The organism is Nocardia sp. CC227C (genome assembly GCF_030767025.1).
Taxonomy (GTDB): domain Bacteria; phylum Actinomycetota; class Actinomycetes; order Mycobacteriales; family Mycobacteriaceae; genus Nocardia.
In genome coordinates, this window is the sequence record NZ_JASITE010000001.1 from 118,233 (window position 1) to 132,308 (window position 14,076).

13 protein-coding genes and 1 other RNA gene are annotated in these 14,076 nt (G+C 69.6%); 8 read left to right on the top strand and 6 right to left on the bottom strand.

The genetic code is table 11. From position 1 onward, the window contains the following. The first annotated feature begins 7 nt into the window (after positions 1-7). Positions 8-1,138 (top strand): Nif3-like dinuclear metal center hexameric protein, encoded by a 1,131-nt coding sequence (locus tag QMO76_RS00545; RefSeq protein ID WP_306359129.1) that lies wholly within the window; start codon positions 8-10, stop codon positions 1,136-1,138. A gap of 104 nt (positions 1,139-1,242) precedes the next feature. Here the strand turns inward: QMO76_RS00545 and QMO76_RS00550 are convergent, their stop codons facing one another. Continuing rightward, positions 1,243-1,683, bottom strand: a complete 441-nt coding sequence (locus tag QMO76_RS00550; protein ID WP_306359130.1) for an OsmC family protein — start codon at positions 1,681-1,683, stop codon at positions 1,243-1,245. Positions 1,684-1,872: 189 nt separating this feature from the next. Between QMO76_RS00550 and QMO76_RS00555 the strand changes: the two genes are divergently transcribed. Next, entirely contained in the window at positions 1,873-2,610 is a 738-nt protein-coding gene (locus tag QMO76_RS00555) for a zinc ribbon domain-containing protein (protein ID WP_306359131.1), read from the top strand. Between the two features lie 28 nt (positions 2,611-2,638). Further along, positions 2,639-3,901, top strand: coding sequence for a bifunctional RNase H/acid phosphatase (locus tag QMO76_RS00560; protein WP_306359132.1), 1,263 nt, complete (start codon positions 2,639-2,641; stop codon positions 3,899-3,901). 135 nt (positions 3,902-4,036) lie between these two features. Here QMO76_RS00560 and QMO76_RS00565 read toward each other — a convergent pair whose 3' ends face one another. Then, positions 4,037-4,924 (bottom strand): alpha/beta hydrolase, encoded by an 888-nt coding sequence (locus tag QMO76_RS00565; RefSeq protein WP_306359133.1) that lies wholly within the window; start codon positions 4,922-4,924, stop codon positions 4,037-4,039. Positions 4,925-4,953: 29 nt separating this feature from the next. Here QMO76_RS00565 and rnpB point away from each other — a divergent pair. The 3 genes from rnpB to QMO76_RS00580 all read left to right on the top strand — a co-directional run bounded on the left by rnpB (position 4,954) and on the right by QMO76_RS00580 (position 7,620). Beyond that, positions 4,954-5,366: RNase P RNA component class A (gene rnpB / locus QMO76_RS00570), an RNA gene on the top strand. Between the two features lie 474 nt (positions 5,367-5,840). Continuing rightward, positions 5,841-6,173, top strand: coding sequence for a hypothetical protein (locus tag QMO76_RS00575; RefSeq protein ID WP_306359134.1), 333 nt, complete (start codon positions 5,841-5,843; stop codon positions 6,171-6,173). Positions 6,174-6,186: 13 nt separating this feature from the next. Further along, on the top strand, positions 6,187-7,620 hold the full coding sequence (locus QMO76_RS00580; RefSeq protein WP_306359135.1) for an RNB domain-containing ribonuclease: 1,434 nt from the start codon (positions 6,187-6,189) through the stop codon (positions 7,618-7,620). A 30-nt stretch (positions 7,621-7,650) separates the two neighbouring features. Here the strand turns inward: QMO76_RS00580 and QMO76_RS00585 are convergent, their stop codons facing one another. The 4 genes from QMO76_RS00585 to QMO76_RS00600 all read right to left on the bottom strand — a co-directional run bounded on the left by QMO76_RS00585 (position 7,651) and on the right by QMO76_RS00600 (position 11,515). Next, entirely contained in the window at positions 7,651-8,481 is an 831-nt protein-coding gene (locus tag QMO76_RS00585) for an alpha/beta fold hydrolase (RefSeq protein WP_306359136.1), read from the bottom strand. A 171-nt stretch (positions 8,482-8,652) separates the two neighbouring features. Continuing rightward, entirely contained in the window at positions 8,653-9,687 is a 1,035-nt protein-coding gene (locus tag QMO76_RS00590; RefSeq protein ID WP_306359137.1) for an NAD(P)-dependent oxidoreductase, read from the bottom strand. Next, the gene (locus QMO76_RS00595) at positions 9,684-9,836 is read right to left on the bottom strand and encodes a hypothetical protein (RefSeq protein WP_306359138.1); all 153 of its coding nucleotides are present in this window, start codon (positions 9,834-9,836) and stop codon (positions 9,684-9,686) included. The genes QMO76_RS00590 and QMO76_RS00595 overlap by 4 nt, the downstream gene beginning before the upstream one ends. A gap of 14 nt (positions 9,837-9,850) precedes the next feature. After that, positions 9,851-11,515 (bottom strand): fatty acid CoA ligase family protein, encoded by a 1,665-nt coding sequence (locus QMO76_RS00600; protein ID WP_306359139.1) that lies wholly within the window; start codon positions 11,513-11,515, stop codon positions 9,851-9,853. Positions 11,516-12,029: 514 nt separating this feature from the next. Here QMO76_RS00600 and QMO76_RS00605 point away from each other — a divergent pair. Beyond that, positions 12,030-13,076: a 3-oxoacyl-ACP synthase III family protein gene (locus QMO76_RS00605; RefSeq protein WP_306359140.1), complete on the top strand. Its 1,047-nt coding sequence runs from the start codon at positions 12,030-12,032 to the stop codon at positions 13,074-13,076. 2 nt (positions 13,077-13,078) lie between these two features. Then, positions 13,079-14,020, top strand: a complete 942-nt coding sequence (locus tag QMO76_RS00610) for a hypothetical protein (RefSeq protein ID WP_306359141.1) — start codon at positions 13,079-13,081, stop codon at positions 14,018-14,020. Positions 14,021-14,076 lie beyond the last annotated feature (56 nt).

Genomic DNA, 14,076 nt, shown 5'->3' on the forward strand with positions numbered 1-14,076 from the left:
GTTGATCGTGACGGCGGTGCGGTTGGCGGATGTCATCGGTGTGCTGGACGCGGCGTATCCGCCGCGCTTGGCGGAATCCTGGGATTCGGTGGGGCTGGTCTGCGGTGATCCGGGCGAGGCGGTGACGCGGGTGCTGTTCGCCGTGGACGCGACCGCCGCGGTGGTGGACGAGGCCGTCGAGTGGGGTGCGCAGGCGCTGGTGGTGCACCATCCGCTGCTGCTGCGCGGCGTGGACACGGTGGCGGCGAGCACGCCGAAGGGTGCTCTGCTGCACCGGCTGATCCGCTCGGGCTGCGCGCTGTTCACGGCGCACACCAACGCCGACTCCGCCGATCCGGGGGTGTCGGACGCGCTGGCGCACACCATCGGGCTCCGCGTCACCGGGCCGCTCGACCCCAAACCTGTTGGGGCGCAGGACGAGTGGCAGGTGCTGGTGCCGCGCACGCATACCGAGGCGGTGCGGGAGGCGCTGTTCGCGGCCGGTGCGGGTGCGGTCGGTAACTACCGGGAGGCGAGCTGGTCGGTGACCGGGACGGGGCAGTTCCGGCCGCTCGACGGTGCCGCCCCGGCCATCGGGGCGGTGGGGGAACTCCAGATCGTGCCCGAGGACCGCGTCGAGGTGGTGGCCCCGCCGTCGGCCCGGCGGGCGGTGCTGAGCGCCCTGCGGTCGGCGCATCCCTACGAGGAACCGGCCTACCACGTGACCGAGCGCGCACCCCTGCCGTCCGGACTGGGCATCGGCCGGGTCGGGGAGTTGGCGCAGCCGCAGCCGCTGCGAACGTTCACCGCGCGCGTCCGCGCAACACTGCCCGCCACCACCTGGGGGGTGCGCGCCGCCGGTGATCCCGAGCGCGTCGTCCGCACGGTGGCGGTGTGCGGCGGGGCGGGCGACTCCTTCCTGTCGACCGTGTCCCGCCTCGGGGTGGACGCCTACGTCACCTCGGATCTGCGCCACCACCCCGCCGACGAGCACCTGCGCTCCGGCGGTCCGGCGCTCATCGACGCCGCGCACTGGGCCACCGAATTCCCTTGGTGCGCACAGGCCGAGGGTGTCGTGCGGGCGGCGCTGCCGGGGGTCGAGACGCGTGTCTCGACGCTGCGCACCGACCCGTGGACCATCGGCGCGGCCGATTGCTGAACGGACGGCCGAAGGTCGGCGGCGGCCGTGCCGCCTTCGTCGGCCGTCGCCCTTCCCGCTGGTGCCTGCGGTGCTACCGATCAGGAAAATCGTTGCAGCGCACGCTATTCCGCCACGATCGTCGCCTCGTGCAGCACCGGGAAGTTCACCGAGTTGGCGATGAAGCACCGCGTGTGCGCCTCGGCGTGCAGGCCGTGCGCCTTGTCGATCATCGCCGCGTCGGTGACCGTGATGTGCGGGCGCAGGGTGACCGTGCGGAAGCGTTCGTCGTCCATTACGCCCAGTGCGGTATCCCGGTAGGAGGTGACCACCACCCCGGCCGTTGCGCACAGGTGCAGGTACCAGAGCATGTGGCAGTCGGAGAGGGAGGCCACCAGCAGCTGTTCCGGATTCCAGCGTTCCGGGTCGCCGCGGAACTGGGGGTCGGCGGTGGCGAGGATGGGCGGCCGCCCGGCGGTCAGCAGTTCGTGATTGCGGCTGTAGGACCGGTAGTCCGTCGTCGCCCCGGACCACACCACCTCGACCTCGTACCGATGTTCGCTCATACCCGAGAGTGTGTCGGATATCCGCCCCGCTGCCCACCGCGAATTCGTGGGCCGGGTCACGGGTGCGGTCCACGCGCACGCCTCGCGGTGAACATCCGCCCAGCTGGCGGGTGGGTTGGGAAATCGACGCTGCCGACGGAGTACGGTGGGGGTCTTGAACTGTCCACAGCGTCCAGGAGAGCCTCCGCGTTGAATGTCGAACCATCGATCCAAGCCAAGCTGCTCGACCTCGCCGCAGTCGACGCCGAGCTGACGCGGATCGAGCACCGTCGCAAGGTGCTGCCCGAGGAGCAGGAGGTGCGGCAGCTCGAGGCGGAGCGGACGGCGCGCAAGGACGCGGCGGTCAAGGTGGAGATCCTCATCGACGATCTGGATCGCGATATCCGCAAGCTCGAGGGTGAGATCGACGCCGTGCGCAAGCGCGAGGAGCGCGACCGCGGCATGCTGACCGCCGGATCGGTCGGGGCCAAGCAGCTCTCGGAACTCCAGCACGAACTGGCGAGCCTGGAGCGCCGCCGCACGGTGCTCGAGGACGACCTCATCGAGGTGATGGAGCGGCGTGAGGCCGCGGCCGCCGACCACGATCACGCCGGGGCCAATCTGGACCATGCCGAACGGCTGCTCACCGAGGCTCAGCGCAAGCGCGACGAGGCGCTGCGGGATCTGGAGGCCGCGGCGCAGCGCTGCGAATCCGACCGCGCCGCCCTGTCCGGTCGCTTCCCCGCCGAGCTGACCGCCGTCTACGACAAGCAGCGCGCCAGCTACGGCGTGGGCGCGGCCCTGTTGCAGGCCCGCCGCTGCGGGGCGTGCCGGATCGAACTGGATCGCGGCGAGATCGCTCGCATCGCCAAGACCGCACCCGACGTGGTGGTCCGCTGTCCCGAATGCGGTGCGATCCTGGTGCGCACCAAGCAATCGGGACTGTGAGCGGCCGCGCCGGGAAGGGCGAGCAACGGTGAAGGTGATCGTCGAAGCCGACGGTGGATCGCGCGGCAATCCCGGGCCCGCCGGGTACGGCGCGGTGGTCTGGGATGCCGATCATGCGCGGGTGCTCGCGCAGCGTTGGGAGTACCTCGGCGTCGCCACCAACAATGTGGCCGAATATCGCGGTCTCATCGCCGGTTTGGAGGCCGCCGCCGAACTCGGGGCCACCGAGGTGGCGGTCCGCATGGACTCCAAGCTCGTGGTCGAGCAGATGTCGGGCCGCTGGAAGGTCAAGCACGCGGCCATGATTCCGCTGGCCGACCGGGCGCGGCAGCTCGTCGCGGGCTTCGACGGGGTGCGCTTCGACTGGATCCCGCGCGCGCAGAACTCCGACGCCGACCGGCTGGCCAACCAGGCCATGGACGACGGCGACCTGGTGGGGGAGGTCCGCGGTGCGCTGGCCGACGTGCCGGGGGACACGGCCGACCCGGTGCCCCCGGGCTCGGGCACGCGCACCGAGGTGAGCGGACCCGACCATGGTATCGGGGGCGAGACCACGTCGCGCAGCGGTACATCCACGCCGCCCGATGCGGTCGCGGAATCGTCCACGGCATCGACGGCACGCGGTGATGTCGCGGCGAGCGGCGGCGCGCACACGGCTCCCGGTTGGACCGGGGCGGTGGGGCGGCCGACGCGGTTGCTGCTGCTGCGGCACGGGCAGACGGAACTGTCGGTGCAGCGGCGGTATTCGGGGCGCGGGAATCCGCCGCTGACGGTGCTGGGGCGGGAGCAGGCCGCCAGGGCCGCGAAGATGCTCGCGGCGAGGGGGAATATCTCGGCGATCGTCTCGTCCCCGCTGGGGCGGGCGCGGGAGACGGCGGAGGCCGCCGGGCACGCGCTGGGGGTGCCGGTGCGGGTGCTGGACGGGCTCATCGAGACCGATTTCGGTGCGTGGGAAGGGATGACGTTCGCCGAGGCGCGCGAACACGATCCGGAACTGCACACCCGCTGGCTGGGCGATCCGTCGCTGCCCGCTCCCGGCGGTGAGAGTTTCGACCAGGTGCGTGAGCGGGTCGAGGCGGTGCGCCGCGACCTGGTGGCGCTGCATCCCGGCGAGAACGTCCTCGTGGTCAGCCATGTGACGCCCATCAAGACCCTGCTCCAACTCGCACTCGGGGTCGGCCCCTCGCTGCTCTACCGCCTGCACCTGGACCTGGCCTCGCTCTCGATCGCCGAGTTCTACTCCGACGGCGGCTCCTCCGTCCGGCTGGTCAACGACACCTCCTACCTGTAAGCCCGCCCCGGGGCGGGCGTTTGCCGAGTACGGCGCGGGGTACTTCGGCGGCGTCTGGAGGTGGACGAATGGCCGAAGCAGCGGTGGCCGCCGACCGCACCGCGGCGTCCGGCGGCCGCGACTGATCGGCCCGCGCTACGGACGCAGCACCGCGGTCAGGAATTCGGTCTGGTCGTAGACCGCCTTCTCGAACCAGTCGTCGAAGTAGATGTCGAAGTGGCCGATCGGATATTGCTTGACGACAGCGTGTTTGGTGCGGGCGGCGGCTTCCAGTGTCGGGCCGGGCGGGGCGACGCTGTCGTGCTCGCAGACCGCGTAGAACACCGGGACCTTGATGTCCTTGACGCGCTTGACCGGTTTGTCGAACAGCACCGAGAGCCCGACGCGGGCAGCGACTTTCGGGCGGTAGGCGGTGCTCTCCTCGGCGAGGCGGCCGAATCCCTCGGGGACGTCGGCGGCGCTCATGAGCGCGGCGGAGCGTCGGCGTCCGGCCAGCCGCACGCCGACGGGTTTGCGGCGCAGCGGTCCGATGACCAGGTCGGTGAGTGCCAGCGTGCCGGTCTTGGTGAGGCTGATCGGTCCCTTCGCCAGGGCCGAGGACCAGCCGCTGGTGAACGGGCACTGCGCCACCACTCCGGCGAGGTAGTCGTCCTCCGGCGCGACCGCGAGCACATGGCCCCCGCCGAAGGAACTGCCCCACAGTGCGATCCGGGTGGCGTCGAATCCGCGCAGGGTGCGCCCGTAGGCGATGGCGGCCCGCCAGTCCGCCCGCTGGCGGGCGATATTGATCACCTGCCGCGGCTCACCCTCCGAGCCGCCGAAATGCCGGTAGTCGAAGGCCAGTACGCCCATTCCGGCCGCCGCGAACCGCCGGGCATAGCGATCCAGCCCCATCTCCCGATCCGCCCCCAGCCCGTGCCCCATGATGACCAGCGGGCGCGGTTTGGGTGGTCCGTCCGGTAGATACAGCCACCCCGCACAGCGGTGACCCTCCGATTCGAACCCCACCTCGACACGCTCCATGAGCCATTACCGTACCCTGGTTGCGCGGACGAGTCGGTCGGGCGGCCGCGGCGATGGGAACGGGCACGGCTGTGCCGCCGCCCGTCGCCGAGGAAAGTCCGGACTCCACAGAGCAGGGCGGTTGCTAACGGCAACCCGGGGCGACCCGCGGGACAGTGCCACAGAAAACAAACCGCCCACACGTCAGGTGTGGGTAAGGGTGAAACGGTGCGGTAAGAGCGCACCAGCGCGCCGGGTGACCGGCGCGGCTCGGTAAACCCCGCCCGGAGCAAGGTCGAAGGCCGCACTCTCGGCGAGAGTGCGGCTGCGCAGGCGTTCGAGGGCTGCTCGCCCGAGCCTGCGGGTGGACTGCTCGAGGCACCCGGCAACGGTGTGTCCAGATGGATGGCCGTCCCCCGGTGCGAACCGGGGACAGGATCCGGCTTACAGACCGACTCGTCCGCCCCGTGCGCATAGCCAACGGCTATCGCGATCGCCGTGGGGGATATCCCGTTTCGGCGCTCGACGCGACGGCGGCGGCGACCCCCGAGGGGGTCGCCGCCGCCGTCTGCGTCCGGTCGGTCAGTTCGGTTGTACGACGAGCAACTGAGCCCAGTAACTGGCCTGCTCCGGGCCGAGTAGGGGCAGCAGGTGGTCGAAGAGGATCATCGACATGCGGTGGGGAACTCCTCGGATCGCTCGGTGTCGGAAGTAGGCGTCCACGCGCGGTCACGCGGCGGATGCGACGGCAACCCTACAGCTCGGGTGGAGCGGTCGGGACGCGGCGCGGCACGGCGTGTCGACCGGTCGTTCTGCCCGGAACTAGCCGGGAGCGTGACTGATCTCATAAAGTGTTGCGCGTTGGAAAGTTCCGTTGCGGGTGATAGCAACGGGGCGACAGGGCATCAACGAACGTCGGAAAGCAGGTTTCGTCTATATGCGAATTGCTCGCAAGCTGGTCACCGGTGGGCTGCTCGCCGGTACCGCTGCCGTGCTGGCCGTGATGGGTTCCGGGTCCGCCTCGGCGGTCGCCGTGACCCCGCTGCCGGGTGGGGTGCAGGTGGATCTCACTCCCGCCGATACGCGCTGGGTGGCCGACAGCCACTTCGGGCAGACCCTCGCCGGTCTGCCGCATCCGTCCGCCGCCTCCTTCGGGCAGGCGCTGGATTCCGCGGCGAAGCTGTCGTCGCAGTATCCGGAGGGCCGGGTCGTGTTCACCGTCTTCGGGCCGTTCGACCAGTTGAACGGCACCATGCTGGCTCTGCAGTAGGACCAGCCCCCCGGTGGAACTACATCAGCGGATCGTTTCGGCGCCGGTCGATTTCGGCGCCGTCCGAACCGAATTCGGGTTGGCCTCGGCGTATCCCGCCGAGGCCCTCTCGGAGGCCCGCGACGCGGTGGACGCGTTCGCGGGCGACCGGGTCGACCGCACCGACATTCCCCTCGTCACCATCGACCCGCCCGGCGCACTGGATCTGGACCAGGCGCTGCATCTCGAACGGACCCCGACGGGATTCCGACTCCACTACGCCATCGCCGATGTCGCGGCCGTGGTCGCGCCGGACGGTGCGCTCGCCCGCGAATCCCTGGTGCGCGGCCAGACCTTCTATCTGCCCGACGGCACGGTGCCCCTGCATCCCCGCGTGCTGTCGGAGGACCGCTCCAGCCTGCTGCCCGACCTCGACCGCCCCGCCGCGCTCTGGACCATCGAACTCGACGCGAACGCCGAGCCGACGAGTTGGTCGGTGACACGCGCCCTGGTGCGCTCCCGCGCCCGTCTGGACTACACCGGGGTGCAGGCCGACGCCGACGCCGGTCGGCTGCACCCCGCCATCGCCGCGCTGCCCGAATTCGGCCGCCTGCGCATCGAGGCCGGGCTGGCGCGCGGCGCGATCTCGCTGCGGCTGCCCTCGCAGAGCGTGATCCGTGTGGACAACACCGACGACCACTGGCAGCTGGTGGTGGAGCCGCGCACCGCCGCCGACGACTGGAACGAGCAGGTTTCGCTGCTCACCGGCATGTGCGCCGCCCGAATCATGCTGGACGGCGGCGGATCGCACCGTCTCGGCCTGCTGCGCACCATGCCGCCCGCCCCCGCGTCCGCCGCCGAATCCATGCGCCGCACCGCGGCTGCCGTCGGAATCGACTGGCCCGCCGACGAATCCGTGGGCCGCATGCTCGCCCGCCTGGACCCCAACACCCCGGCCGCACTGGTACTCATGTCCGAGGCCACCGGTCTGCTGCGCGGCGCGTCCTACACCGTGCTGGACGGCGAGGATCCGGACACTCTGCAGCACAGCGCCATCGGTGCGGCCTATGCCCATGTGACCGCGCCGCTGCGCCGCCTCTCCGACCGCTACGCCACCGAGATCTGCCTGGCGCACTGCGCGGGCGTCGAGGTTCCGCCCTGGGTGCGGGAGGGTTTGGACGCCGCCGCGGAATCCATGCGCCGCTCCGATGCGGTGGCGGGCAAGCTGGAACGCGCTTGCATCGACCTCACCGAGTCCACGGTGCTGCACTCTCGGGTGGGCACGGCATTCGAGGCGGTCGTGCTGCGCGAGGCCAATGGCACCCGTCCCGCGGAGATCTTCGTCGCCGACCCGCCCGTGCTGTCGAAATGCACGGGCGGACCGCCGGAGGGGAAGCGGGTCAGGGTCCGTCTGGTCGAGGCCGATCCGGCCGCCCGCACGGTCATGTTCGACTACCCGGCCCCCTGAGCCGCGTCGGGTCCTGAGCCGCGTCGGCCGTCAGCTGGCGATGGCGGAGGCGGTGGCCGAACGGATCGCGGCGGTGACGGTGTCGGGATCCTCGAGCATGAGCAGGTGGCCGCAGTCGGGCAGCAGCAGCGACCGGACGGGGGAGAGGGTGCGGTTGAGCGCCGATCCGGCGGTGGCGGACAGAATGCGGTTCTTCGCACCCCAGATGGTGGTGATGGGCGGGAAGGCGAGGGTGGGGCGGAAGTCGTCCAGCGCGGCCAAGCGGTCGAAGTCGCGGGCGATGGCGGCGGGGGCCAGCAGGCGGCGGGGTTCGGTCCAGCGGTCGCGGAAGTCGGCGAAGGCGGTGGCGTCCATGTGGCGGCCGCGCGGGCCGAGCTGTTCGCGCACCACCCAGCCGGCCGCGAGTGTGGGCACCTTGGTCGCCGCGGCCAGCGCGTCGAGTCGGATGCGCCGGGCGGCCTTGGCGGTCCAACCGGTCGGGGTCGGACGCAGGGTGGCGGCGGTGAGCGGACTGCACAGCACCAGAGCGCGCACCCGCCGGGTCTCCTGCCGGGCGTAGAACAGCGACACCGCGCTGCCGAAACAATTGCCCACCAGTGTGACGTCCCGCAATCCGTGATCGGCGATGAACTCCGAGACGAGGCGCACGTAATTGTCGACCGTGTACCCACTGGTCGGTATATCGGATTCGCCGAAGCCGAACAGGTCGAGGGCGTACACGCTGTTGGTGGCCGCGAGGGCCCGCGTCTGATGCGACCAGATCCGCCGGTCACCACCGATATTGTGCAAGAACAAGATCGGGTCGCCCGATCCGGCACGGTCGTAGGCGACGGAAACGCCGTGGAAGTCGAATACCGGCATCGGGCGCTCTCCTCATTGAGTGCGGTGCTGTACTGCTCATCGCCGTACTGCTCATCACTGCTCATCCGGCCGGAGCTGTCACCAGCGGAATACCCCGGCACGGAATATGCAATCCATGCTAGCTGGTACCGCTGGTAACACAAGGCTCGGCGAGTAGCGCCCGATCGCCGGTCAGCGCGTCGTCGTGGGAATCACCTCCCCGGAGCGCAGCCACCGCTGCAATTCCGCCATTCCGGTATCCCGGTCCGTGATCGGCCGGTAGCCGAAGTCGCGGGCGGCCGCCCCGGTGTCGTAGGTGCCCGTGCGGGTGAGCACCGCGACCGTGTACCGCGACAGCGGCGGAGTCCAGTGTTCGGCGAGATACGGTACGCGCCTGAGGGTTTCGATCACCTCGACGGCCAGTTCCACCACCCGCCGCGGCGGCCTGCGTCCCGGCTGGCGATAGCCCAGTTCCGCGGCGACCTGCCGCAGGAACCGCCACACATTGGTCTGCTCGGCGTCGGCGATGAAATACGCCCGCCCGCCGACCTCGTCGGAGCCAGCGGCCTTGACGCAGGCTTCGACGATATTGTCGACATGGCACAGCGAGGCGTGCACCTCGCGGCCGAACGACAGATCCGGCAGCGTTCCCGCCGCCGCCCGGCTCAGCAGCCGCACGATCGGCCCGGACCGGTCACCCGCACCCCAGATGGCGCGCGGCCGTAGTGCGCAGGTGGTGAAATCCGGTGTGTTCGCTGCGAGTACGAGCCGTTCGGCCGCCGCCTTGGTCTCGCAGTAGAGGTTCAGGAAGCGGCGCGGGTACGGCACCGATTCATCGATATCGACCTGATCCCCGCCGTCGCGGTCCATCAGCGCGCTCGGGCTGGAGATGAACACGAACCGCCGCGCCCCCTTGTTCCGCGCCGCCGTCAGCAGCCGCTCGGTCGCCGTGACGTTCTCGTTCCAGAACTGCTCCCGGGTCCCACGCTCGTCCACCCGTGCGGCACTGTGGAATACGATGTCGACACCTTCGACGGCCCGTTCCAGCGAGGCCGGATCACCGAGGTCGCCATTGACCACCTCCACCTGATCCAGCACGGCGGCGATATCACGCAGAGTGCTGGTGGGGCGCACCAGAATCGATACCCGGTAGTCGCCGTCGCGCACCAGGCGGCGCACCAACGCCCCGCCCAGGAACCCGGAAGCCCCGGTCACCAGTGCCCTCACCGCGCCTCCCGGCCGATCCCGCGCATACCGCACCGCCCGGTGCGGCTCGCTCGTTCGTCGGCGGCGATACTCACCGCCGCGGTGATCGTCCCCGCCAGCCGGACCAGTGATCCCAGGGATAGGAACGACCGCAGCACAATCTCTTTCACCGTCTCCTCCTGGACTAGGAATCGAGCTGTTTGGCGGCCCAGACGGCCAGCTTCTCGCGCCCGATCTTGGCGTTGTGGCGGATGTCCACCGGGAATCCGGGATGGAACAGGAAGGCCGTCACCGGGGCGGTGATCTCGAATTCGGCCTGGCGCTTGTACATTTCGACCTCCACGGCCTTGCGGTCGGCCCCCGGCTCGAGTTCCACGCACAGCACCGGCCGCTGCGCACCGCGCTCGCCGACGCCAACCAGCGCCGTGCGCGCCACTCCGGACACGACATTGAACACCTGCTCCACCCGCACCGTGAACAGCGGCCCGTCGGCGGTTTCCACACGCTGACTCTTGCGCCCGCAGAACCGGATTCGCCCCTGGTCGTCGATGCGCGCCAGGTCGCCGGTGCGATGCCACACCACCTCGCCGTCGCGGATCTTGCCGACGGTATTGGCCGAATCCGGCCACAGATAGCGGGTGCTCACATTCGGCCCGGAGACCACCAGTTCGCCGACCCAATCCGTGGCGGCCAGCTCCTCGGCCCGTTCGTCGACATCGTGCCAGGTGGGCAGCGGATCGTCGGTGATCGCGATGATGCGCGCCCGCACGTGCAGGGCGGGCTTGCCCACGCACACGCCCTCCCCGCGGTGCGCCGCCTCCACGAGATCGCCCAGCAGTTCCCGGGATTCGATGGTGGCCATGGGCAGCGCCTCGGTGGCCCCGTAGCCGGAGTACACCCGCGCGTCCTCGGGCAGCACCGCACGCAGCCCGGCGATGCACCAGTCCGGCACCGGCGCACCGCCGGAGTAGACGCTCTCCAGCGTCGGCAGCGTCGATCCGTGCTGCTCGATATGGCGCAGCAGCGGAATCAGCACCGCCGGGGAGGCGAACATGGTCTTCACCCCGAACCGGTGCACCGCGTCCACCACGTGCTCGGGATCGGTGGCCCCGACCTTGGAGGGGATCAATGGCGGCAGCACGCAGCGGGATCCGATGAGCAGCTCCAGAATGCCCGCCACCGGCGCGGTGATGAGCGAGGTGCCCGGTTCCATATGCTCGCGCGCCGCGTCCACCTGCTCGATCATGGCGCTGAGATTGCCGTGGGTGAGCACCACCGCCTTGGCCGGACCGGTGCTGCCGGTGGTGTAGGCGATGAGCAGTGGCTCGTCGTCGGGCGCGGGCTCGCGTTCGGGCAGCGGCGCGGGCGGGGTGCGGCCCCAGCTGTCCAGGGTGGGGCCGCGCCAGAAGCCGCGTCCGACGGTGACCGCCAGCCGCACCTTGCGGAAGTAGGCGCGGAAGACGATGCGCACCGCCTGCGCCTCGGGCACCCCGACGAACGCCTCCGCATCGGCGGCCTGTAGGCAGCGCATCATCTTGAACAGCCCCATGCCGGGATCGATGATCACCGGTACGGAACCGATTTTGAACAGTCCGTTGAGCACCGCGTAGAGCTCGGGTCCCGGCCGCACCAGCACGATGGTCCGCATCCCCCGGCCCACGCCCGCGGCGAGGAAGTTCGCCGCGATGGCGTCGGACCACTCGTCGAGTTCGGCGTAGGTGAGCTGCCGGTAGTCGGGCAGACCCGTGGCGGTGCGGCCGTCGGCGTATATCACCGCCTCCCGGTCGGGATGGGTGGCGACGATGTCACGGAATCGGTCGAGCGCGCGCCAGTAGGTCGCGGCGGTCATGGCATCACCTCGTGGAATTTCGCGCGCTCGATATTCGCGCCGGCGGCAGCGGTATCGCACGCGCGGAAATGTCGGATACGGAAGGGAGAACAACTGCGGTCGAATTCGCCGATGAATGTGACGACAGTACGGCGAGGTTACCTCGAGCAATGCGAGTCCGCTACCGCGCGAAGTATGCCAATACATTGCCGCGCAACGGGTTTGGTGTGTCGAGCAGTACCGCAACAGGTTCTCCCGCACCCCCTAGCGCACCCCCTATGCGAGTTTTCCCGACGGCTCGCGAATACCACTGTCTACCTTGCGGTTCTATCGATCTTAAACTGAAACGCCGCTGTAACGGCTGTGATTGACGGGACTGCTGTGGCGCAGAGTTACCAGTGGGTACTGGTACCGTTCGAATCGGCATCGGGGCTACTGGATAACGACGGCATTGCTTCGGATGATCGATCCGAATACGAATCGCCGCACCAGAATTCGACCGAACTCGCACAATCTTTCCAGAGAGTAGGGGGCTATGCGTACCCGTTTCGAATCGATAGGTGCGTACACACCCGGCACCGTCCGTTCCACCGAGGACGTGATCGCCAGTCTGTCGATCCCCAGGGCCTTGGACCTGGAGCGGATCACCGGAATCAAGAATCGCCGCGTGCACAACAGCGATCCGGACGATTACGAATCCTCGTTCGAACTGGCGCTGCGGGCGATCGACGACTGCCTGACGCACTCCGACTACGCCGCCGAGGATCTCGACGTCATCATCAACGTCTCGATCACACGCTTTCGCGGGCCGGAATATTTCTGCTACGCACCGTCTTTCGCGCTCATGCTGCGCAATGCGCTGGGCGCGAAGCAGGCGCGCTACTTCGACCTGTCCAATGCCTGCGCGGGCATGATCACCGGCGTCCTGCTGCTGGACCGCATGATCAAGGCGGGCGTGGTGCGCAATGGCCTGGTGGTCAGCGGCGAGCAGATCACGCCCATCGCCGACACCGCCGCCCGGGAGATCAGCCAGCCCTACGACCCCCAGTTCGCCGCGCTCACCGTCGGCGACGCCGCGGTGGCGGTGGTGGTGGACGGCCGCGGTGACGACCACGACGAGATCCACTACATCGAGCTCATGACCACCTCCGCGGGGGCCGAGCACTGCCTGGGCATGCCGAGTGAGAAGACCACCGGCATCGCCATGTACACCGACAACCGGGCGCTGGCCAGCGAATCGCGCTTCCAGCAGGGCATCAGTCGGATGGACGACTTCCTGACCGAAACCGGACGCACCTGGGAGAGCGAGAAATACGACTACTGGGTGCACCACCAGTTCAGCGGCCCGGCCATCGAATACATCAGCCAGCTCACCGAACAGCACTTCGACACCCCGATGCCGCAGGCGCTCAACGTCTACGACGAATTCGGCAACACCGCCTCCACCTCCCACTTCCTGGTGCTGCACGAGCACCTGGCTCGGCAGCGCATTCCGAAGGGATCCAAGGTGCTGCTGATTCCGGAGGCGTCCGGGGTGGTCTCCGGGCACCTCGCCGCGACCATCAGCCGATTGGAGGCGTGAGTATGCCGACCGCGATCGTGACCGCCGCCGTGTGCACCGATCAGGACACCGGCAGCTTCTTCGAACTGGCCAGCCGCGCCGGGCGGGCCTGCCTGGAACAGTCCGGGGTGTCGCCGAACCGGGTCGGCCTGGTGATCAACGCGGGCGTCTTCCGCGACAGCAATATCTCCGAACCCGCGGTGGCGGCGCTCATCCAGAAGCGCCTCGGCATCGGCCTGGAGTACGCCAGCGGCGATGTGCCCGCCTTCTCGTTCGACCTCATGAACGGGGCCACCGGTGTGCTGCACGCGTTCATGGCCGCGCAATGCTTCCTGGCGCCCGGCGAGGTGGAATACGCCATGGTGGTCGCCGGTGACACCCACCCGTCCATGACGCGGGACCGCGACGACTTCCCCTACACCGCCAGCGGTGCGGCCGTGCTGCTCCGATCCGATACCGGGGCGGGCGGATTCGGCCGCCCGCACACCAGCGAGATCGAGGGTTCCGCACCGCCCACCGCCTGGGTGAACCTGGAGTCGGCGGGCACCGACGGCCGCAACACCCTGAGCGTGCGGGCCGGGGCGGGCGATCCGCTGGAGCTGGCCGATCGGGTGGTGCGCGCCTGCCTGGCCGACGAGGGCATCGACGCGGCGGATTTCGCCACCGGCAAGGCCGTGCTGCTCGCGCCCGCGCCGGTGGCCGGGTTCCGGGAGCGGTTGGCCTACCGATTGGGCATTCCGGTGGCGGCCGTCGCGGGCGTGGATCCGGCACTGGGGGATCCGTTCAGCGCGGCGCCGGTGCACGCCTATGCGCAGGCCGCCGCATCGGGGCTGCTCGAGGGGGTGCGCACGGTGCTGTTCCTGGGCGTGGACGACAGCGCGGCGGCCTGCCTGCCGTATCGGCCCCTGCCGCTGTCGCTCTCGGGTTCCGTCGCCGAGCTGCACGCCAATCAGTTTGCGGGTTAACCTGATTCATCCGATCGCTCGCCGACGGACGCGTCGGCGGGCACGGAACACACCGT

Excerpts from the sequence above, each read along its gene's own strand:
- QMO76_RS00550 (WP_306359130.1), bottom strand. The coding sequence starts at position 1,683 with ATGAGCGAACATCGGTACGAGGTCGAGGTGGTGTGGTCCGGGGCGACG.
- QMO76_RS00565 (WP_306359133.1), bottom strand. The coding sequence starts at position 4,924 with ATGGAGCGTGTCGAGGTGGGGTTCGAATCGGAGGGTCACCGCTGTGCG.
- QMO76_RS00575 (WP_306359134.1), top strand. The coding sequence starts at position 5,841 with ATGCGAATTGCTCGCAAGCTGGTCACCGGTGGGCTGCTCGCCGGTACC.
- QMO76_RS00585 (WP_306359136.1), bottom strand. The coding sequence starts at position 8,481 with ATGCCGGTATTCGACTTCCACGGCGTTTCCGTCGCCTACGACCGTGCC.
- QMO76_RS00600 (WP_306359139.1), bottom strand. The coding sequence starts at position 11,515 with ATGACCGCCGCGACCTACTGGCGCGCGCTCGACCGATTCCGTGACATC.
- QMO76_RS00605 (WP_306359140.1), top strand. The coding sequence starts at position 12,030 with ATGCGTACCCGTTTCGAATCGATAGGTGCGTACACACCCGGCACCGTC.
- QMO76_RS00610 (WP_306359141.1), top strand. The coding sequence starts at position 13,079 with ATGCCGACCGCGATCGTGACCGCCGCCGTGTGCACCGATCAGGACACC.